This is a genomic window from Halomonas sp. EF61, from assembly GCF_040147045.1.
In the GTDB taxonomy this organism is placed as follows: Bacteria; Pseudomonadota; Gammaproteobacteria; order Pseudomonadales; family Halomonadaceae; genus Halomonas; species Halomonas litopenaei.
Genome location: NZ_JAMSHM010000003.1, coordinates 485,450 through 507,757, shown reverse-complemented (window position 1 = coordinate 507,757; position 22,308 = coordinate 485,450). Strand labels below are relative to the sequence as shown.

The window sequence follows — 22,308 nt, the reverse complement described above, 5'->3', positions numbered from 1 at the left end:
ACGGCGGCGCCTCGGGCGCACGCCGTCACAACCGTTCAGGACAGGTGAAGCAGCATGCTTTCAGGGTCCTCGAGATAGCCTTTCCAGGCATTGCAGAAACGCGCGATGGTGCCGCCATCCAGCAAGCGATGATCACCGGCCCAGGTCACCGTCATGATGCCCCGACGCACGACCTGCCCTGCCTCGTCGAAGCGTGGCAGCCACTGGGTCTTGCCGATGGCCACGATCGCCGACTCGGGGATATTGATGATGGGGGCGGCATAGGTCCCGCCGAGGGCACCGATGTTGGAGATACTGATCGTGCCTCCCTTGAGGTCGCTGGCAGCCACCCGCCCCTCGCGCGCGGCCTCGGTCAGGCGCTGCACCTCGGCGGCGATCTCAAGCAGGCTCAGGCGCTCACAGCCCTTGATATTGGGCACCATCAGGCCGGCCTTGCCGTCCACCGCCATGCCCACGTTGCAGTGGGGCGGATAGTGGATTTCGGTGGCCTCGTCATTGAGACGCGCATTGACCAGGGGATGTTCGTCGATCGCCAGCGCCAGCGCCTTGATGAAAAACGGCATCAGGGTGAGCTTGACGTCCCTGGCTTCGGCCTGGGGCTTGAGCCGGCCGCGCAGGGCCAGCAGGTCGGTGACGTCGATCTCTTCACCGTACTGGAAGTGCGGCACGCTGCTGGCCGCCGCCACCATCTGGCGCGCCATGGCCGCCCGGACCCCGCGCAGCGGTTCCACTCGCACCTCTCCCTCGTCGCGGGCTGTTGCATCGGTGCCGGCGAGAGAGCCCGCCCCTGCTGACTCGGACCTGGAATCGGACCCGGAATCGGCCGCGCAAGCAGCACCGCTGTGTCGAGCGCCATCGAGAAAGTTCAGCACGTCTTCCTTCAACACGCGGCCCTGGCGACCGCTGCCGGGAATGTCCTCGAGTCGCAGCTGGTGTTCTCGGATCAGTCTGCGTACCGCCGGGCTCGCCGGGATGCGCCCGTAGGGGCCCTTGCCCCCCTCGGACGCAGCCGTGTGCGCGGGAGAGTCACTCTTCCGGGTCGGGGTCGGGGGCGACGCCTCCTCGACCACCAGCGCTTCACCAGCGGCGGCGGCACCCGCCACCTGATAGGCAAACAGCGGCGCATGGACCTTGGCCATCTCGCCCTTGGCCACATACAGCTCGGCGACGACCCCATCCTCCGGCGCAGTGATCTCGACCATGGCCTTGTCGGTCATGACATCGACCAGTCGCTGGTCTTCGCTGATCTCGTCACCCTGGGCCACGTGCCATTCGACGATCTCGCACTCGACGATGCCCTCACCGATATCGGGCAGAATAAAGTCTACCCGTCGCCCCGCACCGCCCTTTTCGCTGGAGCTCGACGGCGGTTCTACTGGCTCTGCCTGCTTATGGACAGGCGCCTCTGCGGCGCTCTCCGCCTGCACCGGTGTGTTGTCTTCGCTTTCTGCCTGGGCCTCTCCGCCCTGCCCATCGCCGCCCTGATGCTCGCCACGATAGGCAAACAAGGGCGCATGGACTCGCGCCATTTCCCCCTTGGCCACGTGCAGCCTGGTAACGACGCCGGCTTCCGGGGCGGTGATTTCCACCAGCGCCTTGTCCGTCATCACCTCGACCACAGGCTGGTCTTCGGCGATGGTATCACCCTCGGCAATCTTCCATTCCATCACCTCACACTCGACGATGCCCTCGCCGATGTCAGGCAGCTTGAACTCTGTCATGTCTTGGCTCCCGGCGCCGTCTCAGTAGTGGAGTGAGGTCTTGATGGCCTCGTAGATCTTCAGATGGTCGGGCAGATACTCCTTCTCCAGCGTCAGCGGAAAAGGTGTATCGATGCCGGTCACCCGTTGGATCGGCGACTCCAGGTAAAGAAAGCAGCGCTCCTGAATGGCAGCGGCGATTTCTCCGGCGAAGCCCCCTGTGCGGGGCGCCTCGTGGGTGATGACCAGGCGGCCTGTCTTCAGTACCGACTCGGCGACGGTATCCTCGTCCCAGGGCAGGATGCTGCGCAGATCGATCACTTCGCAGGACACCCCGTCCTTTTCTGCCATCTCCACCGCCCGATCGATCACCTCCATCTGAGCCCCCCAGCCCAGCAGCGTGATATCGGCTCCTTCCTTGGTCACCTCGGCTTCTCCCAGCGGCAGCTGGTAATCCTCTTCCGGGACCTCGCCGGTGGAGGCGCGATAGAGGCGCTTCGGCTCGAAGAACAGCACCGGATCTGGGTCACGAATGGCGGCCAGCAACAGGCCCTTGGCCTCGTAGGGATTGCGCGGCACCACGATCTTGAGCCCCGGGGTGTGGGCGAAATAGGCCTCGGGCGACTGGGAGTGATAGAGGCCACCGGAGATACCACCGCCGTAGGGCGCGCGGATGGTCAACCCGCCGACGTTGAACAGATCGCCGGAGCGGTAGCGAAACTTGGCGGTCTCGTTGACGATCTGGTCGAAGGCCGGAAAGATGTAGTCGGCGAACTGGATCTCCGCCACCGGCACCGATCCCTGGGCCGCCAACCCATTGGCGAAGCCGATGATGCCCTGCTCCACCAATGGCGTGTTGAAGCAGCGCGCCTTGCCGTACTTTTCCTGAAGGTGACTGGTCGCACGGAAGACGCCACCGAAGCCCCCGACGTCCTCACCGAAGCACAGCACCTTGTCGTCTTCGGCCATGGCGATGTCCAGCGCCTGGTTGATGGCCTGCAGCATATTGATGGTCGGCATCTCAGTCCCCTCCCTGGTCGGCATCGCGATGGCTCAACGCCGGGTCCAGCGACCTGGCCCCACGCGGATAGGCCTCCGGGTAGCGACGAACATGCTGCTTGAGAGCATCGAGCTGATGCTGCAGCGCAGGCGTCACGTCGGCATAGACGTCGGTGACCATGGTATCGATCGCCGGAGGTGGGCGCTTTTCGGCCCGTTTCATGGTTTCCAGCACCTCGCGACGCAGTTCGTCCTGCAACGCCTTTTCCTCGTCTTCGCTCCACCAGCCCTGGGCCTCGAGCCACAGCTGCATGCGCCGGATCGGGTCCTTGGCCCGCCAGGCGTCCTCTTCCTTGCGCGAACGATAGCCCGATGGGTCATCGGAAGAGCTGTGGGCCGCCAGACGGTAGGTCATGGCCTCGATCAGTACGGGCTTGTTCTCCTCCACCGCCAGACGTCGTGCCTTTTCGGTGGCCCGGTAGACCGCCAGCACGTCGTTGCCGTCGACGCGGATCACGTGCATGCGGTATCCCAGCGCCCTGGGCGCCACGCCATCCGCGGCGAACTGCTCCACCGACGGCGTGGAAATGGCATAGCCATTGTTGCGACAGAAGAAGATCACCGGCGCTTCGTGTACCGCCGCCATGTTGAGCGCCGCGTGGAAGTCGCCCTCGGAGGCCGCGCCCTCACCAAAGTAGACGATGGTGCAGAGGCCCTCTCCCGCCAGCTTCTGGCCATAGGCATAGCCCGTTGCCTGGGGAATCTGAGTCGCCAGCGGTGATGAAATGGTCATGTAGTGCAGCTTGCGCGACCCATAGTGGATCGGCATCTGCCGGCCCTTGCCGTAGTCCAGTTCATTGCCGAACAACTGGTTCATGAACTCGTCGAAGCTGAAGCCGCGATAGGCCAAGGCGCCCTGCTCTCGGTACTGAGCCATGATCATGTCGGCGTCGTCCAGGGCGGCGGCGCTGCCGATGACCGCCGCTTCCTCGCCGGTGCACTGCATGTAGAAGCTCAGGCGTCCCTGACGCTGCGCCGCCATCATGCGCTCATCCAGCACCCGGGTGGCCACCATGGCGTGGTAGATTCTCAGCGCCTTGTCGCGCTCGAGATCCGGCCCTTCGGCGCCGTCATGGAGGGTGCCGTCCTGGGATAGCACCGCATAGGTGGGAATGCTGTATTCGTCGCCGGACAGAAAGTCCGGGCGGTGGGTCTGTGCGGTCGTCGTCATCGTGCTGTTCCTTTGCCCCTTTTGAGGGCAGTGTTGTCTTTATTCCCGCCCCTTGCCAGGGGATTGCCCGTGGCGGGACCAACGCACTGACTTGACGTTAACGTAAACTGAGACGCCTGCCTAGCCGCGACTTTGGTCGAAAATTCGTCTCGAATTGCCTCGATGGACCGCTTTGCGGCGAGCACCATGGGACGCCCGAACCGGGCCACCGTGACGGGGAGACTGGCTGGTGAGAGACGCAGGCCACCACGAAGCCCCCCCTCTCTGCACGGGGGCTTCGCGGATACGGAGATCAGGAAAGGGAAAGCGGACCAGGTCTCGGTGTTCGGACCCGGACGACGCCATCAGGCCCGGCGAGCAGGAGCCAGGCGCGCGAACACGCTGTCCACCGTCAGCGCCAGCAGTGCAATCAGCACTGCGCCCTGGACGATGTAGGCGGTGTTGCCATTGACGATACCGGAGATGATCGGGTCCCCAAGGTTGCTTGAACCAACGGTAGCACCCAGGGCGGCGGTGGCGATGTTGATCGTCACCGAGGTGCGAATACCGGCCAGGATCACCGGTGCCGCCAGCGGCAATTCCACCTGGCGTAGGATCTGGCCACTGGTCATGCCCATGCCACGGGCGGCCTCCCGCACCGAGGGATCGATACCCTCGATCCCGGCGAGAGTGTTACGCACGATGGGCAGCAGACCATAGAGCAGCAATGCCACCACGATGGGCAGGGTGCCGAAACCCAGCACCGGCACCGCCAGCGCCAGTACCGCCACCGGAGGAAACGTCTGTCCCAGCGATGCCACCTGGGCGACCAGCGGCAGAAAATCGCGTCCTCCCGGACGGGTGACGGCGATGGCGCCGCCCACCCCGATCAAGGTAGCCAGCACGGCGGCAACGCTGACCACCAGCAGATGGCGTCCCAACAACACCAGAAAGTCCACCCGCGAGAAGATCACGTCACGGCTATCGGGCTCGACCCAGCGAAACAGCGCTTCCAGCTGCCCCATCAACAGACAACCCGCCAGCAGCAACAGCCCCCAGATGACAGGAACCCGCCAGCGGCTGGCCCAGTGCTCAGTCATGGCCCCGGGCTCCCACCAGCCGACGAAAGCTCAGTTCGCCGATCGGAATATCATCGTCATCGACCACTGCCAGGCGCTCGACCCGGCGCCATAGCATCACCGATAGCGCCTCCCTGAGCGAGGCGCCCTGGTCGATCCGCTCGCGCGCCACGCCACCGGTGCCCAGAGGCATCATACGCTCGCTGACCGGCAGTAGCGCTGCCTCCTTGAGGCCGCGATCCTCGCCCCCCAGCAACGAGGCGACGAAATCGTTGGCGGGGTCTCTCAGCACGCTCAATGGATGCCCCTGCTGCATGATCTGCCCTTCGTGCATCACCACCAGCCGGTCAGCCAGGGTCAGGGCCTCGTCCATGTCGTGGGTCACGAATACGATGGTCTTGCCCAGCCGCGCCTGAAGATCACGCAGCTCCAGTTGCAGGCTCTCGCGGGTGATCGGGTCCAGGGCGCCAAACGGCTCGTCCATCAGGAGGATATCCGGGTCCGCCGCCAGGGCGCGGGCGACCCCGACCCGCTGCGCCTGACCCCCGGACAACTGGTCGGGGTACTTGCCGGCAAATTCGTCCATCGACAGCCCCAGCAAGGCCATCAGCTCCTCGACCCGTGCGTCGATCCTGGCCTTTGGCCACTTGAGCAGTCGCGGCACCAGGCCGATGTTGCGCGCCACGGTCCAGTGGGGGAACAGACCGGTGCTCTGGATGGCGTAGCCGATCCGACGCCTCAGCGTCTCTTCCCTGAAGCTGCGAATGGGCTGCTGGTCGATATGGATCTCGCCATCGCTGTGTTCGATCAGCCGGTTGATCATCCTCAGGGTGGTGGACTTGCCGCAGCCGGAGGTCCCCACCAGGCAGCAGAACTCCCCGCTCTCCACCTTCAGCGAAATGCTGTCCACCGCAGTGGTCGACCCGAAACGCTTACTGATATTGATCAATTCGATCATGCGGCCTCTCCTCTCCCCAGTCGCCTCGACAGGTTGCCGAGTACCGCATCGGCGAGTATTGCCATCACCAGAATGGGCAAGGCCCCCAACAGCACCAGATCCATGGCGGCCTGACCCAGCCCTTGAAAGATGAAACGCCCGAGCCCACCGGCGCCGATTAGGGCCGCCACCGCGGTCAGGCCAATGGCCTGCACCGTGGTGATGCGCACCCCTTCCAGCAGTACCGGCACCGCCAGTGGCAGGCGCACCTGAAAGAAGATCTGCAACCGACTCATGCCCATGCCGCGCGCCGCCTCGATCACACCGGGGGAAACGCCCTCCAGGGCAACAAAGGTGTTTCTGACCATCGGCAACAGGCTGTAGGCCACCAGGGCCAACAGCGCCGGCGCCCAACCGATGCCGCTGATGCCGAGCGAATCGACCCAGGGGTAGCGATTGGCAAGCCACGCCAGCGGTCCGAGCAACAAGCCGAACAAGGCCAGACTGGGGATCGTCTGCAGGAAATTGAGTACCGCGAAGGCGCCTCGTTGCACTTCGGGGTAGCGCCGCATCAGCAGCGCTATCCCGGCGCCGAGGACCAGACTGACGCCGACGGTGGTAGTGACCAGCAGCAGGTGCTCGCCGATGGCCAGCCAGAAGTCATCGGCACGGCCCTGGTACTCCTGCCACAACGCCAGACGATTCAGCCCCAGCGGCAGGCAGACGGCGAGCAGCGCCAGCGGAGTCAGCATCAAGAGCCAGGACACCCCTGTCGACAGCCGCTGTCGAGTCCGCAGGTCCAAAAGCGCCAACATCAGCACAAACAGCGCACACCAGATGCCTGAACCGATCCCGAGCCGCGCCTGGGGCAGCTCAGGATCGATGAGCTGGTGCACCGCCAACACCAGCCACAGCGGCAGGCCTGCCAGCGCCAGCAGCACCAGCCCAAGCGAGCGCCAGCCGGGGTCAGCGCTACGCGCCGACAATGCCGCAAGGCCCATGGGCAGGCTGGCCAGCAGCGCCATGGCGGGCCCGGCCACCTCCCAGGCGTAGAGAGCCTCGCCGGGCACAATACGATTCGGTGCGACGCTGACCACAGGCAAGGCCCACCAGGCACCGAGCCCCACCAGCATCAGAGTCAGCAATACCGTATTGCCGCGCTCACCGTTCACTGCACTCAAGAGACCGATGGCTCAGTCCTCGAGAGTCGACAGGTAGTCGGCGGCCACCTTCGCCGGGTCCAGACCGTTCACCGCCACGTCACCGTTGAGACGCTGCAGGGTCTCCAGATCCAGCGACTGGAACACCGGCGCCAGGGCCTCTTCGATTTCGGGGTGAGCCTCGAGCACCTCCTTGCGCACGACGGGAGCCGGCTGATAGACCGGCTGGACACCCTTGGTGTCGGTCATCACGGTAAGGTCCAGCGCCTGCAGGCCACCATCGGTGCCGTAGGTCATCGCAGAATTCACGCCGCTGGTCTGCTGGGCCGCGGCGCGCATGGTTGCGGCGGTGTTGCCCCCGGAGAGTACCAGCAGGTCATCATCGTCCAGAGAAAAGCCGTAAGCCTCCTCGAACGCCGGCAAGGCAAAGGCGGACTCGACGAAATCGGTACTGGCCGCGAGCTTGTATTCGCCCCCCTGGTTGATGAAGTCAGCCATGTCCTCGAGGGTCTCGAGCCCGTTGTCACGGGCGACGTCTCCGCGCACGCTGATGGCGTAGGTATTATTGGCCGAGGCCGGCTCGAGCCATACCAGCCCCTGCTCGGCGTCCTTGCTCTTCACCGTTTCATAGGCCTTGTCCGCGTCATGCCACACCGGGCTGTCGGTCATGTCGTGGAAGAAGGCACCGTTGCCGGTGTATTCCGGATAGATATCGATCTCGCCGTTGATCAAGGCCTCGCGCACGATGCTGGTGCCGCCAAGCTGAAGCCGATCCTCGACCTCGAGCCCTGCCGCTTCCAGGCGCTGCAGGATCATCTGACCCAGCACGGAGCCCTCGGTATCGATCTTGGAGGACACCACCAGCGGGTCCTGTGCTTGAACCTGCCCCGCCAGGGCAGAGGCGACCATCACGGCTAACACCAGGGGACGTTTCATATATCTCACCCAATTCCTTGTGTGTGTATGCTGAGTATAAGGAGGCAAGGCCAAGCCTGCTGAACGTTTCACCAACGTGAGTCCATCATGACCTCATGCCAAGGCGCAACCACCGCCGTCCAGCTCGGCGCAGTACCCAACCATCCCATGGTGCGTGATCTGGCATGGCTGATGACGGCTCCCGACCTGATCGACACCGACTGGCCCGGGCGTCCGAGTCTGACCCAGCTCGGGCTGGGCGAGCCGGAGCACCGACACGCCTATCTGGCGGCCATCGACGCCGACCCGAGCGCACTGGAGGCGATGGTGGGACGCACCGCCACCACCCGGCTTGGACAATATCACGAGTTTCTTTGGCAATTTTTGCTCTCTACGGCACCGGCTACCGAGTTGCTGGCTCACAATGTGCCTATTCGAGAAGAAAAGCGGACCCTGGGCGAACTGGACCTGCTCTACCGCAACGCCGATGGGCGCCTTCAACACCTGGAAGTGGCGATCAAGTTCTTTCTCGGCCTCCCCTGCGGTCCGGGGGACTCGGGCGATACCTGTCGCTGGATAGGCCCCGGGGGGCTGGACAGCCTGGCGCTGAAGGTCAACCATCTGCTGCATCATCAACTGCCCCTGCTGCAGAGCCAGCGCGCCCGAGAGCTTTTGCGTCTGGGCCTGAATGACGGCCCCGCCAACACGATCAAAGGGGCTCCCCTGGCGTCACTGCAACACGGAATCGAGGCCCACCTGGCGATGCCCGGGGTGTTGTTTCAACCCTGGCACTGTCCCATGGCGCTACCCCGCGGCGTGCCGGATTCGGCGCTACAGGGGCTCTGGTGTCACTGGCGCGACTGGTCGACCCTGTGCCGACAATTCGAGAACATGCGCTTCGGTACCTGCCTGGCGAAACCCCATTGGCTGGCCCCGCCACAACCGCGACACTGGAGCAGCCGTGACGACCTGACACGCGCGCTGGCGGCACATTTTGCCACCTATGCGACACCGGTACAGGTGATGCTGACCGAGGACCCCCTGCGCTTCGAGCGAGAGGCACTGGACCCGCCGCTGGATGGCTCATGGGTCCTTGGCCAGGATGCCGATGAGCCTGCCACCCCGCACACGAAAAATGCGCCGCCCGCGGCATGCGGACGGCGCATCTTCGTGGTCGGCGACGACTGGCCCCGACAGGTCCCCCTGCCGCCCCGCGCGGTGCACAAGCGACAGGCGACTAAGGGCTGAGCTCAGCCCTTGTCGACCACCCAGGTGGTACCTTCGCGGGAGTCCTTGAGCACGATCCCCAGGGCGGCGAGCTCGTCGCGAATGCGGTCCGCTTCGGCGAACTGCCTGGCCTTCTTGGCCTCCGCCCGCGCCGCGATACGCGCATTGATCTCGTCTTCGGACAGCGCTACCGAACCACCCTTGAGGAAGGCAGCCGGCTCCTGGGTCAACAAGCCCAGGATACCGCCCAGACGCTTGAGCTCGAGCGCCAGGGCAGGAACGTCATCGCTGCCTTCCTTGCGCGCACGATTGAGCTCGCGTACCAGTTCGAACAGCACCGACAGGGCCTCCGGCGTGTTGAAGTCATCGTCCATGGCGGCGCTGAAGCGTGCGGCGTAGTCGCCCGGCCCTACTTCGATTTCCGCCGGCAGCGCGACACCGTCAAGCGCGGTATAGAAGCGCTCGAGTGACTTGCGTGCCTCGCCAAGCGCCTCCGGGGCGTAGTTGATGGCACTGCGATAGTGGCTTGCCACCAGCAGATACCGGACCACCTCTGGATCGTGGTGCTCCAGCACCTCGCGAATGGTGAAGAAGTTGCCCAGGGACTTCGACATCTTTTCGCTGTCGACCCGCACCGCTCCGGCGTGCATCCAGGTATTGACGTAGCGCTCGCCTGTGGCCGCCTCGCTCTGGGCGATCTCGTTCTCGTGGTGCGGGAAGGTCAGGTCCGGACCTCCACCGTGGATGTCGAAGGTGTTGCCCAGGCAGCAGGTGGACATTGCCGAACATTCGATATGCCAACCCGGACGCCCCTCGCCCCAGGGAGAGGCCCAGCTGGCCTCACCCGGCTTGGCACCCTTCCACAGCACGAAGTCCAGCGGATCTTCCTTGTGCTCGTCGACCTCGACGCGGGCGCCGGAGCGCATATCGTCGAGGTTACGATTATTGAGCTTGCCGTAGCCTTCGAACTTGCGCACGCGATAGTAGACATCGCCGTTACCCGGCGCGTAGGCAAAGCCCTTGTCGATCAGCACCTCGATCATGGCGATGATCTCGGCCACGTGACCGGTGGCCCTGGGCTCCTGGTCCGGACGCTGGACAAACAGTCGACCTTCATCCTCGTGCATGGCGTCGATCATGCGCTCGGTCAGTTCACCGATGCTCTCGCCGTTCTCTTCGGCGCGACGCAGGATCTTGTCGTCGATATCGGTGATGTTGCGCACGTAGGTGACGTCATAGCCACGATGGCGCAGATAGCGGCTGATGACATCGAAGGCGACCATGACCCGGGCATGTCCCAGGTGGCAGAAGTCATATACCGTCATGCCACAGACGTACATGCGTACCTTGCCCGGCTCGATGGGCGTGAACTCTTCCTTGGTGCGGCTCAGCGTGTTGTAGATCTGCATGTCAGCCCTTCTTCTGCATCTTGGCCCAGGTGTCCTTGAGACCGACCGTGCGATTGAACACCAGGTGATCGGGGCGGCTGGCGTAGCGGTCGGCACAGAAGTAGCCGACGCGCTCGAACTGATAGCGATCCTCGTTGCCGGCATCGGCCAGGCTCGGCTCGCCGACACCCTGGACGGTCACCAGCGACTCGGGGTTCAGGTGCTCGAGGAAATCGGCGTCCTTGTCCTTGTCCGGCTGCTCGACCAGGAACAGATTGTCGTAGAGCCGCACCTCGATCGGCACCCCGTGGCTGGCACTGACCCAGTGGATGACCCCTTTCACCTTGCGCCCTTCCGGGTTCTTGCCCAGGGTGTCGAAGTCCACACTGCAACGCAGCTCCTGGATCTCGCCCGCCTCGTCCTTGACCACCTCGTCACAACGGATCACGTAGCTGTTGCGCAGGCGAACCTCCTTGCCCGGGGCCAGACGGAAGAACTTCTTCGGCGGCTCTTCCATGAAATCGTCGCGGTCGATCCACAGCTCTCGGGTAAAGGGGATACGGCGCACCGGCATGTCGTCACGGGCCGGGTGTCCCGCCACCTCATAGACCTCTTCGTGGTCGGCGTCGACATTGGTCAACACCACCTTGAGCGGCTTCAGCACGCACATGGCACGAGGCGCATTGTCCTCGAGGTCGGAGCGGATGGCATGGGTCAGCATGGCGATGTCCACCAGACCGCCGTCGGCCCGGGTCACACCGATCATCTCGCAGAACTTGCGAATCGACGCCGGTGTATAACCGCGCCGACGCATCCCGGAGATGGTAGGCATGCGCGGATCATCCCAGCCATCGACGATGCCGTTGTCGACCAGCAGCTTGAGCTTGCGCTTGGAGGTCAGGGTATAGTTCAGATTCAGGCGCGCAAACTCGATCTGCCGGGGCTTGGCCGGCACCGGCAGCTGCTCCAGAAACCATTCGTAGAGCGGCCTGTGGTCCTCGAACTCCAGGGTGCAGACCGAGTGGGTAATCCCTTCGATGGCGTCAGACTGGCCGTGGGTGAAGTCGTAGGACGGATAGATCTTCCACTTGTCGCCGGTCTGGTGGTGGCTGGCATGCCGAATGCGATACAGGATCGGGTCGCGCAGGTTGATGTTGGGCGAGGCCATGTCGATCTTCGCGCGCAGCACCTTTTCGCCTTCGGCAAATTCCCCCTGGCGCATGCGCTCGAGCAGATCGAGGTTCTCCTCTGCGCTGCGGTCGCGGTAGGGACTGGGGCGACCGGCTTCGGTCAGGGTACCGCGGTATTCGCGAATCTCGTCCGGAGACAGATCATCGACATAGGCCTTGCCTTCCTTCACCAGATGCTGCGCCCAGGCGTAGAGCTGGTCGAAGTAGTCGGAGGCGAAACGAATGTCGCCCGCCCACTGGAAGCCCAGCCAGTGCACGTCTTCCTTGATGGCGTCGATGTAGGCCTGCTCTTCCTTGGCGGGATTGGTGTCATCGAAGCGAAGATGGCAGTCACCACCGAACTGCTCCGCGAGTCCGAAGTTGAGACAGATCGACTTGGCGTGCCCGATGTGCAAAAAGCCATTCGGCTCGGGGGGGAATCGCGTCACGATCTTCTGTGACCGTCCGGCCTCGATTTCCTCGCGAATCTGATTGCGAATGAAATTCGGCGCGTTGCTGGTCTCGGTGGTCATGTTGATGAATCAACCTCTGGTGAAGTAAGGGCTTTGAAGGGCACAGATCCGCCCCCGGCTTCGCGCTGCGAAGCAAAACGGCTATTATAGCGTCACGCCAGGGCCCGGCGCCAAGCCGGGCCGAGAACGAGAAAGGCGCCAAGAGGCGCTGTAAACGCTACAGGACCACTCCATGATCATTCTGCAGACCAATTTTGGCGACATCTCGATCGAACTCAACCATGAAGAGGCGCCAAAGACCGCGGCCAACTTCGAGCAGTACGTCCGCGATGGCTTCTACGATGGCACCCTTTTCCATCGCGTGATCGACGGCTTCATGGTCCAGGGCGGCGGGTTCGACAGCAACTTCGAGCAGAAGCCCACTCGTGACCCTATCGAGAACGAAGCGGACAACGGCCTCAAGAACGCCACCGGCACCCTGGCCATGGCGCGGACCCAGGACCCTCACTCCGCCACCGCCCAGTTCTTCATCAATGTGGCCGACAACGACTTCCTCAATCATACCGGCAAGAACATGCAGGGCTGGGGCTACTGTGTCTTCGGTCGTGTGGTCGACGGCATGGACGTGGTCAACCGGATCAAGGACGTGGCCACCACCCGACGCGGCATGCACGCCGACGTGCCTGCCGAGGACGTGATCATCCAGCGCGCCTACGTCAAGGACGACGCCTGATCCTCCTGTCTTTCCACCGAGCACGCCCGCGCTGCGGGCGTGCTGCGTTCAGGAGACCATGAACACCATGACCACTCTGTTGATCGCTGACCTGCACCTGCATCCCGAGGCGCCGCAGATCACCCAGGGATTCTTCGACTACCTCGAGCGCAACACCGCCGAAGGCACCGATCTTTACCTGATCGGTGACATCTTCGACGCCTGGATCGGCGATGACCTGATGGACCTCGGCGCCGCGGATCCGTCTGGCCACGCGGCACTGGCCTGCCAGGTGGCCGAACGCCTCAAGGCTGCCAGCGACGCCGGCATGCGACTTTTCCTGATGCACGGCAACCGGGACTTCCTGCTGGGCGAAAGCTTCGCCCAGCGGGCCGGCGCCACCCTGCTCGACGAACCACAACGACTTGACCTTGGCGGTGAGCCTACCCTGGTGATGCACGGAGACAGCCTGTGCACCAGCGATGAAGCCTACATGGCGTTTCGCGCCAAGGCCCGTGACCCGCAGTGGCAGGCAGGAGTCCTTGCCATGCCGATCCCGGAGCGTCTGGCCTTGGCCAGCCAGCTGCGTCAGCAGTCCGGCGAGGCCAACAGCACCAAAGCCGCTGACATCATGGACGTCACCCCCGAGGAAGTCGTCGACGTGATGCAGACCCACGGGGTTAGCAGGCTGATTCACGGTCATACCCATCGTCCCGCCGTGCATGACTTGAGCCTTACCAGCCCTCAGGGCGAGCCCGTGTCGGCGCAACGTATCGTGGTCGGCGACTGGGCCCACGATCAGGGCTGGGAGGTGCGCATCGAAGACGGCGAGGCCCCATCACTCAACCGCTTTTCCTTCTGACGCAGCCTTTATCGACGCCCTGCCCGCCCCGGGCCTTCGGGCGCCGATGACACGCCGGACGCTCAGGCGTCCGGCCCCTCCTCTCCCGACGGCCGACGTCGACACCGCTCCAGCGCCTGCTCCAGGCCATCGATATCGAGTTCCATATCCTCTGGCCAGATCATCTCGAGCCGCGAATCCTTGCGCCAGGACGCCTGAGCCTCGTTGCCGGGAACGGACGGAAGCGGGAAGGTACGCCAGCCCCGGCCGGTTCGCATGCCCCCTTTCACCCGCACGCCAGATGGCAGTTGCTTCCACCACTGCTCCAGCGCTGCGAGATCGAAACACTCCTCGCGGTGCCAATGCCAGCTGGCGGAGCGATAGCCCAGGCCGTGACCGTTCTGTCTTGCTGCTCCACCGGCGATGGGCGCCGGGGCCTCCGACGTACTAGGCGGAGAGTCGAATGCTTCGGCATGCAGCGAAGGCCGACGCAGCAGCAGACTCTGAGCATCGCGACGAGCGTTCTGACGGCCTCGCGCCGGGGAGTCGAGCAGATGCCTGATCGGCAACCCTTTCGCGCCGCTTTCGACCATCCAGGATGGTGCCAAGCCACTCTCCTGGCGCCATCGCTCGACCCCTTGGCGATGCTCGTCCTCGAGCAGGTCCTGCATGGACAGCACCCATCCCTCGGCCACTGCCAACTGATCGACAAAGGTAGAGTGGTTCGTGACTCTGGGATCATCGAGACGGCGTGCATCGAGCACAGTGATGACCTGGCGGAGATCCAGCACCTGGGCAAGATCGCCGCCCCCCAGCACCTCCAGCAGGCCGGCCGGGTGACCGAGCCCGGAGGGCTCGATCAGCAGTCGATCTGGCCGTTCGCGGCGCAGCAACTGCACCAGCACCGAGCGGAAGACCGTCGCCACCTGACAGCAGAGACACCCTCCTGGCACCCCCTGCACGGTAACGTCGTCGCGCTCCCCGACTATCGCTTGGTCGATGCCCACCTGACCAAACTCATTGATCAGGATTGCCCACCGCTCACCAACGGGTTTGCGATCGATCCAATGGCGGATCAACTGGCTCTTGCCGCTGCCGAGAAAGCCGGTGATGACATGGGTGGGGATGCTGGCCAGTGGTTGCATGACGGTTTGTGGCTCCGGGCTAGAAGATTGGCAGCAGATGACGACCAAGCAAGATAACGGTATAAATACAAAAAGCCTATACGGAGGCCTTGTACGACGCTATACCCTGAACGCCGTATGCGTTCTCTCAGAACGCAAGATAACGGTATAAAAAGAACTATCGAACAGGCGCGCAACACCCGAAACATCGCTCCAACAATCGTTCCACCAGGACTTCACAGGCCGGCGCCAACGAAAAGGAGCGCCAGATGGCGCTCCTTTTCGACAGCAGGGGGGGACCGCGACGCGCGTGCGGCCCCTCTCTGCGCGCTGGCTAGACGAGTTGGCTAGTAACGCTCGATCTCGCCGGTATCGCGTAGATGGGTCAAGAGGCCATCCAGCACCGCCTGGGCGCGCAGCCGCTCGGCCATGCTGGCGACAAACTGCTCCATCTGCTGGTTACCCTCACCCTGGCCAACGCTCTCCAGGGCAATAAGACTGACATCGGCGCCATCGACCGCCCGGCCGTAAACCACCTGGCCCTCTTCAGGATGCGGCAGCTTGAACGCGGTGGTCAGCACTGCATCGGGTACGCTGGGCGCATCCTGACGGCTGATGTTGTCAGCACGCTGCCAATCGATGTCCAGCGACTGCCCGCCCTGCAGCTGCGACACTCGCTCTTCGGCAAGCTCGATCAAGGCGTCGCGGGTCTTGGCTTGACGCACCGCCGCTTCGACCTGGTCCTTCACCTGCTCCAGTGGGAGCGTCGCCGCGTCGCGGTGATCGAGTACCCGCAGCACCAGACGCCGTGAGCCATCCAGCTCGATGACCTCGCTGTTGAAGCCCTCTCCAAGCACCTCATCGCTGAAGGCCTGATCCATCACGCCAGGTTCGGCCAGTACGCCTTCAGCGCCTTCACGACCGACCCAATCACTGGTCTGACGCTCGAGTCCAAGGTCGTCAGCCACACTCTGAAGATCGTCGGCAGCGAAGCTCTCGTCGATCAACTGCTGGGCCTTGTCATTGAAGGCGTCGCGCACCTGTGCCTGAGCAAGCTGATCACGCAGACGGTCACGCTCGGAAGCAAAGTCCGCACGATCGATCTCGGTCACCTTGATCAGGTGCAGTCCGTTGTCGGTCTCGACCGCCTCGGAGACCTGGCCCTCGTCGAGGGCAAAGGCGGCCTCTTCAAAGGCCTCGCCGAAGATACCCCGGGTGATCACCCCAAGATCGCCACCGTCGTCGCTGGTGGATGTGTCATCGGAGAACTCGGCCGCCAGATCGTCGAAAGCGTCGCCATCGGCCAGTCGCGCCTTGATGGCTTCGATACGGGCCTCGGCCTCGTCTCTGCTGCGCTCGTCGCCGAAGGTCACCATGATGTGTGATATCTGACGATCGGCGTTCTCTGCCTGGGCTTCCCAGGCTTCGCGCAGGTCCTCCTCGCTCACCTCGATATCGGCGGCCATGGCCTCCTGATCGAGCACGATGTAACCGAGCTTGACCTGCTCCGGCCGCAGGAATTCCTGCTGATGCTCGTTGTAGTAGGCTGTCATTTCCGCCTGAGACACCTCGACAGGCGCCTCGAGGTCCGCCTCGGTCAGTCGGTGGTAGCGGAAACTACGCGTCTGGCGCTGCAACTCGGCAAGCCGCTCGCGTTCACCTGGCAAGGTGAAGTCGCTGGCGATCAGGCCTTGCTGGATGTGGCCGCGCATGACGTCACGACTAAGCTGCTCTCGGAAGGACAATGGAGTATAGCCGACACTTGATAGACGGCTGCGGAAGAGCTCCTGGTCAAACTGGCCATCGGCATTCTGAAACTCCGGGCGACTGACGATCAACTGGTCGAGTTGATTGTCCGAAACCGCTAGTCCGCCGTTCTTGGCGTAATCGATCATCAAGCGGTCACTGATCAAGCCTTCAAGCACTTCGCCGCGAAGCGCGCGCTCCTGGTCGGCTGGCACCTGGTTGGAGCGCATGGCGCGCTGGACATTCAGTTCGACCTGCTGGCGATTGATGGGCTCACCATTGACCGTGGCGACCTCATCGCCGGATTGTCCGAATAGACCAATCAACGACTCCACGCCAAACAGTGCCATGGTGACGATCACGGCACCAATGATGATCTTTGCGATCCAGCTCTGGGATCGGTCGCGAATACTCTGCAGCATGCATGCCTCTGCGAAAGGATGGGGATTCGTCGCGCACCAGTATACGCACCCGAGGGCCTGGCGCGACCTCCCCCAAACTCATGAAAAAGGCGCACCGCGATAGCGATGCGCCCTTGGCGAGTCCGGCGTAGGCGGTGGCCGCCAGACTCGTGTCAACGTGACGATGCTCGACGTGCCGCCGAGACCACGCGTCTTAGTTGACGGAATCCTTCAGAGCCTTGCCGGCCTTGAAGCTCGGCACCTTGGCGGCACTGATTTCGATCGGCTGACCGGTCTGCGGGTTGCGGCCGGTACGTGCAGCGCGCTCCTTGACGGAGAAGGTACCAAAGCCAACCAGTGAAACGCTGTCGCCCTGCTTCAGGCTCTCGGTCACGGATTCCACCATAGCATCCAGCGCGCGAGAAGCGGCGGCCTTCGGAATATCGGCAGACGCGGCAATGGCATCAATCAGCTCGGACTTGTTCACACTTCACCCCTTGACTATTACAGAAAAAAATTCGAAACGGCGATACTTCTTGCCGACAGGCTCGATCGCAGCATGGCGATAATTTATAGCAATGCTGCAAAAGACCTGTCAAGCAACCTTCCTTGCCAATCCGCATGAACTCGGCATTCTACACCCAAGATCATGGAAAAAACGTCACTAGTGTGTGCTGACCATTGAGTGTGTCGCAGACGACTCTGTCGACAGTGAATCGTCGGTTTTTTGATCCACCTTTTGTGACAGAGCGAGCTCGAGCACTTCATCAATCCAGCGAACCGGATGGATCGTCAGAGCATCCTTGATATTTTCAGGGACCTCCTTGAGATCGCGACGGTTCTCCTCGGGTATTAGCACCGTCTTTATACCACCGCGCCTGGCCGCCAGCAATTTCTCCTTGAGCCCACCGATCGGCATGACTTCGCCTCTCAGGTTGACTTCACCGGTCATCGCGACGTCGCAACGCACAGGACGGTTGCAGAATGCCGAGACCATGGCGGTCACCATGGCGATACCCGCGCTGGGGCCGTCCTTGGGGGTGGCTCCCTCCGGCACGTGGATATGCAGGTCTTCCTTCTCGAACCGCTCGGGATCGATCCCCAGGGCCTCGGCGCGGGCCCGTACCACCGTCTGGGCGGCACTCACCGACTCCTTCATGACGTCACCCAGTGAACCGGTCTTGTTGAGACGCCCCTTGCCAGGCGTCACCACCGACTCGATATTGAGCAACTCACCTCCCACCGAGGTCCAGGCGAGTCCGGTCACACGACCGACCTGGTCCTGCTGGTCGGCCAGACCGTAGCTGTAACGCCGCACGCCAGCGTAGGCTTCGATATCCTCGGCCGCCAGCGTCTGTGAGCCCAGGGCGCCTTCCTTGCCCTCCTTCTCGAGCCGCTCACGCAACACCTTGCGACTGACCTTGGCAATCTGCCGCTCGAGCTCGCGAACGCCGGCTTCGCGGGTGTAGTAGCGAATCAGCTCCAGCAGCGCATCCTCACCAAAGCTCAGCTCATCTTCCTTGAAGCCGTTGGCGGCCAGCTGCTTGGGCACCAGATAGCGCGTGGCGATGGCCAGCTTCTCATCCTCGGTGTACCCCGGAAGGCGTATCACCTCCATGCGGTCCAGCAGCGGCCCCGGAATATTCATCGAGTTGGCGGTACAGATGAACAGGGTTTCCGACAGATCGTAGTCCAGCTCCAGGTAGTGGTCACTGAAGGTGTTGTTCTGTTCGGGGTCCAGCACCTCAAGCAGCGCAGACGCAGGATCTCCACGATGATCCATGCCGACCTTGTCGACCTCGTCAAGCAGGAACAACGGGTTCTTCACCCCCGCCTTGGCCATGCGCTGGATCGGCTTTCCGGGCAGAGAGCCGATATAGGTCCGACGATGCCCACGGATTTCCGATTCATCACGCACGCCGCCGAGGGCCAGACGCACATACTTGCGATTGGTCGCCCGGGCGATGGACTTGCCCAGCGAGGTCTTGCCGACGCCGGGAGGCCCCACCAGACACAGCACCGGCCCCTTGAGCTTCTTGACCCGCTTGTGCACGGCCAGGTACTCGAGGATGCGCTCCTTGACCTCATCCAGTCCATAGTGGTCCTCGTCGAGCACCTTCTGGGCATTGATCAGATCGTGCTTGACCCGGGTACGTTTCTTCCACGGCACCGACACCAGCCAGTCGAGGTAAGAGCGCACCACCGTCGCCTCCGCCGAGGAAGGTGACATCATGCGCAACTTGCCGAGCTCCTGGTTGGCCTTGTCGGCGGCCTCCTTGGGCATCCCGGAGTCCTTGATGGCCTGCTCGTACTTGTCGGCCTCGTTTGGCGCGTTCTCGAGCTCGCCCATCTCCTTCTGGATGGCCTTCATCTGCTCGTTGAGGTAGTACTCGCGCTGGGACTTCTCCATCTGGTCCTTGACCCTGGAGCGAATGCGCTTCTCTACCTGCAGCAGGTCGATCTCGGCTTCGATCAGCGCCATCAGGTGCTCGATACGATCGCGGACCCGATCCATCTCGAGCAATTCCTGCTTGTCGCCGATCTTCAGCGACAGATGGGCGCAGATCGTATCCACCAGACGGCTGGGATCCTCGATCCCGGACAGCGAATTCAGTACCTCGTTAGGCACCTTCTTCGACATCTTGACGTACTGCTCGAACTGGTTGAGCAGCACCCGCACCAACGACTCCTGCTCACGCTCGCTCAGGGGCTCGCTGGAACGCAGTATCACCTGGGCCGTGGAGTAACCCTCTTCGGCTACCGAGATCTCACCGATATCGGCGCGCGACTCCCCCTCGATCAGTACCTTGACGGTACCGTCCGGGAGCTTCAGCAGCTGCATGATCTCGGCTACCGTGCCGATGGCGAACAGATCTTCGTCATCGGGATCATCCTTGCTCGCCTCACGCTGGGCGACCAGCAAGACCCGCTTGTCATCCGCCATGGCGGCTTCCAGCGCTTGGATCGACTTCTCTCTGCCGACAAACAAGGGGATGACCATCTGCGGGTATACCACCACGTCACGCAGTGGCAAAAGGGGCAGACTCATAGTCTGTTCGGCGTTCTGCTGCATCGCAGACGTTCCTCAAACTTAGCGGGTGAAACCTAAGGGGATGGGGGCAGCCCCGAGGCATTGCAAGGGGAAACGCCTAGCCGAATCGCCATCGAAGGCTCCGGCAGACAAAGGGGCCGCGTCTGCGGCCCCTTTTGACGGCGTCGCGGGAAGCGCTGACGGACTAGCCGTCGGTGCCGTCCACGCGAGTGTCTTCCTCAGCGTCGCTGGCCTGGCTGTAGATCAGCAGGGGGTCACTCTCCCCACCGATGACAGAGGCGTCGATAACCACCTTGCTGACGCCCTCGAGAGAGGGAATCTCGTACATGGTGTCGAGCAGTACCGACTCGAGAATCGAACGCAGGCCACGGGCGCCGGTCTTGCGCGCCATTGCCTTGTGGGCCACCGCGCGCAGGGCATCCTCGCGGAAGTCCAGCTCGACGCCTTCCATGTCGAACAAGCGAGCGTACTGCTTGACCAGCGAGTTCTTCGGCTCGGTCAGAATCTGAATCAGCGCGTCTTCGGTCAGCTCGGTCAAGGTTGCGATGACCGGCAGACGTCCGACGAACTCGGGAATCAGGCCGAACTTGACCAGATCCTCGGGTTCCACGTCCAGCAGCAGATCGCCGACACCCTTGGTCTCATCCTTGCTCTTGACCTCGGCATTGAAGCCAATGCCACCGGTCTCGGCACGATCCCGGATAACCTTGTCGAGGCCGGCGAAGGCACCGCCGACGATAAACAGGATATTGCCGGTATCGACCTGCAGAAATTCCTGCTGCGGATGCTTGCGACCACCTTGCGGAGGCACCGAGGCCGTGGTGCCCTCGATCAGCTTCAACAGCGCCTGCTGCACGCCCTCGCCGGAAACGTCCCGGGTGATCGACGGATTGTCCGACTTGCGCGAGATCTTGTCGATCTCGTCGATGTAGACAATGCCACGCTCGGCCTTGTCCACGTCGTAGTCGCACTTCTGCAGCAGCTTCTGGATGATGTTCTCGACATCCTCGCCGACGTAGCCCGCTTCGGTCAGCGTGGTGGCATCGGCGATGGTGAAGGGAACATTGAGCAACCGCGCCAGGGTCTCCGCCAGCAGAGTCTTGCCGCTACCGGTGGGCCCGATCAGCAGGATGTTCGACTTGCCGAGCTCGACCTCATCCTTGCCACTGTGACGCAGACGCTTGTAGTGGTTGTACACGGCCACCGACAGCACCGTCTTGGCGCGGTCCTGACCGATCACGTAGTCGTCGAGAGTGTGTCGAATTTCGCGCGGAACGGGCAGACGCTCCTCGTCGCTCTCGGCATCGGCATCGAGAACTTCTTCGCGAATGATGTCGTTGCAGAGATCGACACACTCATCGCAGATATAAACGGACGGACCGGCGATCAGCTTGCGTACTTCGTTCTGGTTCTTGCCACAGAACGAACAATACAGAAGCTTGCCGTTGTCGTCCTTGCCTTTGCCGTCGGCCATTCGCGTACCTCTCTGGCAGCGGTGGCCCCAGGGGCCACCGGTAATCACGTAGTCATCGCGCGAGCTATCACGCTATCAGGATGCCGGGCGCTTATCCAGCACTGCGTCGATCAGGCCATACTCCGCGGCCTGGGCGCCGTTCATGAAGTTGTCGCGATCGGTATCCTTGGCGATGGTCTCGATATCCTGGCCGGTGTGGTGCGCCAGGATCTGGTTCAGTCGCTCGCGGATGCCCAAAATTTCACGGGTGTGAATCTCGATGTCCGAGGCCTGCCCCTGATAGCCACCCAGCGGCTGGTGGATCATCATCCGCGAGTTGGGCAGGCAATAGCGCTTGCCAGCGGCACCACCGGCCAGCAGCAGGGCTCCCATGCTCGCCGCCTGACCGATACAGACGGTCGAGACGTCAGGCTTGATGAACTGCATGGTGTCGTAGATGGACATCCCCGCCGTCACCGAACCGCCGGGCGAATTGATGTAAAGGTGGATGTCCTTGTCCGGGTTCTCGGACTCCAGGAACAACAGCTGGGCGACCAGCAGGTTGGCCATATAGTCTTCGACCGGCCCCACCAGGAAGATCACCCGCTCCTTCAACAGCCGGGAGTAGATGTCGTAGGCACGCTCGCCGCGGGCGCTCTGCTCGACCACCATGGGCACAAGGCCGCCGGCAGCGTTGATATCGAACTCGGTGTTCATGAGGA

The 22,308-nt window shown here is 62.9% G+C and carries 18 protein-coding genes; 3 read left to right on the top strand and 15 right to left on the bottom strand.

Going from position 1 to position 22,308, the window contains the following annotated elements; all coding sequences use genetic code 11:
- Nucleotides 1–35 precede the first annotated feature (35 nt).
- The 7 genes from NFI08_RS17145 to osmF form a co-directional block, all read right to left on the bottom strand.
- Nucleotides 36–1,721, bottom strand: a complete 1,686-nt coding sequence (locus tag NFI08_RS17145; RefSeq protein ID WP_349590957.1) for a dihydrolipoyllysine-residue acetyltransferase — start codon at nt 1,719–1,721, stop codon at nt 36–38.
- 21 nt (nt 1,722–1,742) lie between these two features.
- The gene (locus NFI08_RS17140) at nt 1,743–2,720 is read right to left on the bottom strand and encodes an alpha-ketoacid dehydrogenase subunit beta (protein WP_045993737.1); all 978 of its coding nucleotides are present in this window, start codon (nt 2,718–2,720) and stop codon (nt 1,743–1,745) included.
- A gap of 1 nt (nt 2,721) precedes the next feature.
- Complete coding sequence (locus NFI08_RS17135; RefSeq protein ID WP_045993738.1) at nt 2,722–3,930, bottom strand: thiamine pyrophosphate-dependent dehydrogenase E1 component subunit alpha; 1,209 nt, start codon at nt 3,928–3,930, stop codon at nt 2,722–2,724.
- 344 nt (nt 3,931–4,274) lie between these two features.
- Complete coding sequence (locus NFI08_RS17130) at nt 4,275–5,009, bottom strand: ABC transporter permease (protein WP_045993739.1); 735 nt, start codon at nt 5,007–5,009, stop codon at nt 4,275–4,277.
- The gene (locus NFI08_RS17125; RefSeq protein WP_045993740.1) at nt 5,002–5,946 is read right to left on the bottom strand and encodes an ABC transporter ATP-binding protein; all 945 of its coding nucleotides are present in this window, start codon (nt 5,944–5,946) and stop codon (nt 5,002–5,004) included. The genes NFI08_RS17130 and NFI08_RS17125 overlap by 8 nt, the downstream gene beginning before the upstream one ends.
- Complete coding sequence (locus tag NFI08_RS17120; protein ID WP_342586445.1) at nt 5,943–7,097, bottom strand: ABC transporter permease; 1,155 nt, start codon at nt 7,095–7,097, stop codon at nt 5,943–5,945. The genes NFI08_RS17125 and NFI08_RS17120 overlap by 4 nt, the downstream gene beginning before the upstream one ends.
- A gap of 21 nt (nt 7,098–7,118) precedes the next feature.
- Nucleotides 7,119–8,021, bottom strand: a complete 903-nt coding sequence (gene osmF, locus NFI08_RS17115; protein ID WP_045993742.1) for a glycine betaine ABC transporter substrate-binding protein OsmF — start codon at nt 8,019–8,021, stop codon at nt 7,119–7,121.
- A gap of 87 nt (nt 8,022–8,108) precedes the next feature.
- Between osmF and NFI08_RS17110 the strand changes: the two genes are divergently transcribed.
- Nucleotides 8,109–9,248 (top strand): DUF1853 family protein, encoded by a 1,140-nt coding sequence (locus tag NFI08_RS17110; protein WP_349590950.1) that lies wholly within the window; start codon nt 8,109–8,111, stop codon nt 9,246–9,248.
- A 2-nt stretch (nt 9,249–9,250) separates the two neighbouring features.
- Here the strand turns inward: NFI08_RS17110 and cysS are convergent, their stop codons facing one another.
- Together cysS and NFI08_RS17100 are read right to left on the bottom strand one after the other, a co-directional pair.
- Nucleotides 9,251–10,636 (bottom strand): cysteine--tRNA ligase, encoded by a 1,386-nt coding sequence (cysS, locus tag NFI08_RS17105; RefSeq protein ID WP_108133375.1) that lies wholly within the window; start codon nt 10,634–10,636, stop codon nt 9,251–9,253.
- Nucleotide 10,637: 1 nt separating this feature from the next.
- Entirely contained in the window at nt 10,638–12,317 is a 1,680-nt protein-coding gene (locus NFI08_RS17100; protein WP_045993745.1) for a glutamine--tRNA ligase/YqeY domain fusion protein, read from the bottom strand.
- 172 nt (nt 12,318–12,489) lie between these two features.
- On the opposite strand from NFI08_RS17100, the gene NFI08_RS17095 reads away from it, so the two are divergent.
- Both NFI08_RS17095 and NFI08_RS17090 read left to right on the top strand, forming a co-directional pair.
- Nucleotides 12,490–12,990, top strand: coding sequence for a peptidylprolyl isomerase (locus tag NFI08_RS17095; protein WP_045993746.1), 501 nt, complete (start codon nt 12,490–12,492; stop codon nt 12,988–12,990).
- Between the two features lie 58 nt (nt 12,991–13,048).
- Nucleotides 13,049–13,831 (top strand): UDP-2,3-diacylglucosamine diphosphatase, encoded by a 783-nt coding sequence (locus NFI08_RS17090; protein ID WP_345840315.1) that lies wholly within the window; start codon nt 13,049–13,051, stop codon nt 13,829–13,831.
- A 62-nt stretch (nt 13,832–13,893) separates the two neighbouring features.
- Here the strand turns inward: NFI08_RS17090 and NFI08_RS17085 are convergent, their stop codons facing one another.
- From NFI08_RS17085 to clpP, 6 genes are all read right to left on the bottom strand, one after another.
- The gene (locus NFI08_RS17085) at nt 13,894–14,955 is read right to left on the bottom strand and encodes a CobW family GTP-binding protein (RefSeq protein WP_349590945.1); all 1,062 of its coding nucleotides are present in this window, start codon (nt 14,953–14,955) and stop codon (nt 13,894–13,896) included.
- 326 nt (nt 14,956–15,281) lie between these two features.
- Nucleotides 15,282–17,102, bottom strand: coding sequence for a SurA N-terminal domain-containing protein (locus NFI08_RS17080; protein ID WP_349590942.1), 1,821 nt, complete (start codon nt 17,100–17,102; stop codon nt 15,282–15,284).
- Between the two features lie 193 nt (nt 17,103–17,295).
- On the bottom strand, nt 17,296–17,568 hold the full coding sequence (hupB, locus tag NFI08_RS17075) for a nucleoid-associated protein HU-beta (RefSeq protein WP_045993749.1): 273 nt from the start codon (nt 17,566–17,568) through the stop codon (nt 17,296–17,298).
- 177 nt (nt 17,569–17,745) lie between these two features.
- Nucleotides 17,746–20,154 carry an endopeptidase La gene (gene lon / locus NFI08_RS17070; protein WP_045993750.1) on the bottom strand — a complete coding sequence of 803 codons (2,409 nt, stop codon included), beginning with the start codon at nt 20,152–20,154 and terminating at the stop codon, nt 17,746–17,748.
- Nucleotides 20,155–20,317: 163 nt separating this feature from the next.
- The gene (gene clpX / locus NFI08_RS17065) at nt 20,318–21,607 is read right to left on the bottom strand and encodes an ATP-dependent Clp protease ATP-binding subunit ClpX (protein ID WP_045993751.1); all 1,290 of its coding nucleotides are present in this window, start codon (nt 21,605–21,607) and stop codon (nt 20,318–20,320) included.
- 75 nt (nt 21,608–21,682) lie between these two features.
- On the bottom strand, nt 21,683–22,303 hold the full coding sequence (gene clpP / locus NFI08_RS17060) for an ATP-dependent Clp endopeptidase proteolytic subunit ClpP (protein WP_045993752.1): 621 nt from the start codon (nt 22,301–22,303) through the stop codon (nt 21,683–21,685).
- Nucleotides 22,304–22,308 lie beyond the last annotated feature (5 nt).

Bases quoted from the DNA above. Each gene is read 5' to 3' on its own strand.
- NFI08_RS17145 (WP_349590957.1), bottom strand. From the start codon at position 1,721: ATGACAGAGTTCAAGCTGCCTGACATCGGCGAGGGCATCGTCGAGTGT.
- NFI08_RS17140 (WP_045993737.1), bottom strand. From the start codon at position 2,720: ATGCCGACCATCAATATGCTGCAGGCCATCAACCAGGCGCTGGACATC.
- NFI08_RS17135 (WP_045993738.1), bottom strand. From the start codon at position 3,930: ATGACGACGACCGCACAGACCCACCGCCCGGACTTTCTGTCCGGCGAC.
- NFI08_RS17130 (WP_045993739.1), bottom strand. From the start codon at position 5,009: ATGACTGAGCACTGGGCCAGCCGCTGGCGGGTTCCTGTCATCTGGGGG.
- NFI08_RS17125 (WP_045993740.1), bottom strand. From the start codon at position 5,946: ATGATCGAATTGATCAATATCAGTAAGCGTTTCGGGTCGACCACTGCG.
- osmF (WP_045993742.1), bottom strand. From the start codon at position 8,021: ATGAAACGTCCCCTGGTGTTAGCCGTGATGGTCGCCTCTGCCCTGGCG.
- NFI08_RS17110 (WP_349590950.1), top strand. From the start codon at position 8,109: ATGACCTCATGCCAAGGCGCAACCACCGCCGTCCAGCTCGGCGCAGTA.
- cysS (WP_108133375.1), bottom strand. From the start codon at position 10,636: ATGCAGATCTACAACACGCTGAGCCGCACCAAGGAAGAGTTCACGCCC.
- NFI08_RS17100 (WP_045993745.1), bottom strand. From the start codon at position 12,317: ATGACCACCGAGACCAGCAACGCGCCGAATTTCATTCGCAATCAGATT.
- NFI08_RS17095 (WP_045993746.1), top strand. From the start codon at position 12,490: ATGATCATTCTGCAGACCAATTTTGGCGACATCTCGATCGAACTCAAC.
- NFI08_RS17090 (WP_345840315.1), top strand. From the start codon at position 13,049: ATGAACACCATGACCACTCTGTTGATCGCTGACCTGCACCTGCATCCC.
- NFI08_RS17085 (WP_349590945.1), bottom strand. From the start codon at position 14,955: ATGCAACCACTGGCCAGCATCCCCACCCATGTCATCACCGGCTTTCTC.
- NFI08_RS17080 (WP_349590942.1), bottom strand. From the start codon at position 17,102: ATGCTGCAGAGTATTCGCGACCGATCCCAGAGCTGGATCGCAAAGATC.
- lon (WP_045993750.1), bottom strand. From the start codon at position 20,154: ATGCAGCAGAACGCCGAACAGACTATGAGTCTGCCCCTTTTGCCACTG.
- clpX (WP_045993751.1), bottom strand. From the start codon at position 21,607: ATGGCCGACGGCAAAGGCAAGGACGACAACGGCAAGCTTCTGTATTGT.
- clpP (WP_045993752.1), bottom strand. From the start codon at position 22,303: ATGAACACCGAGTTCGATATCAACGCTGCCGGCGGCCTTGTGCCCATG.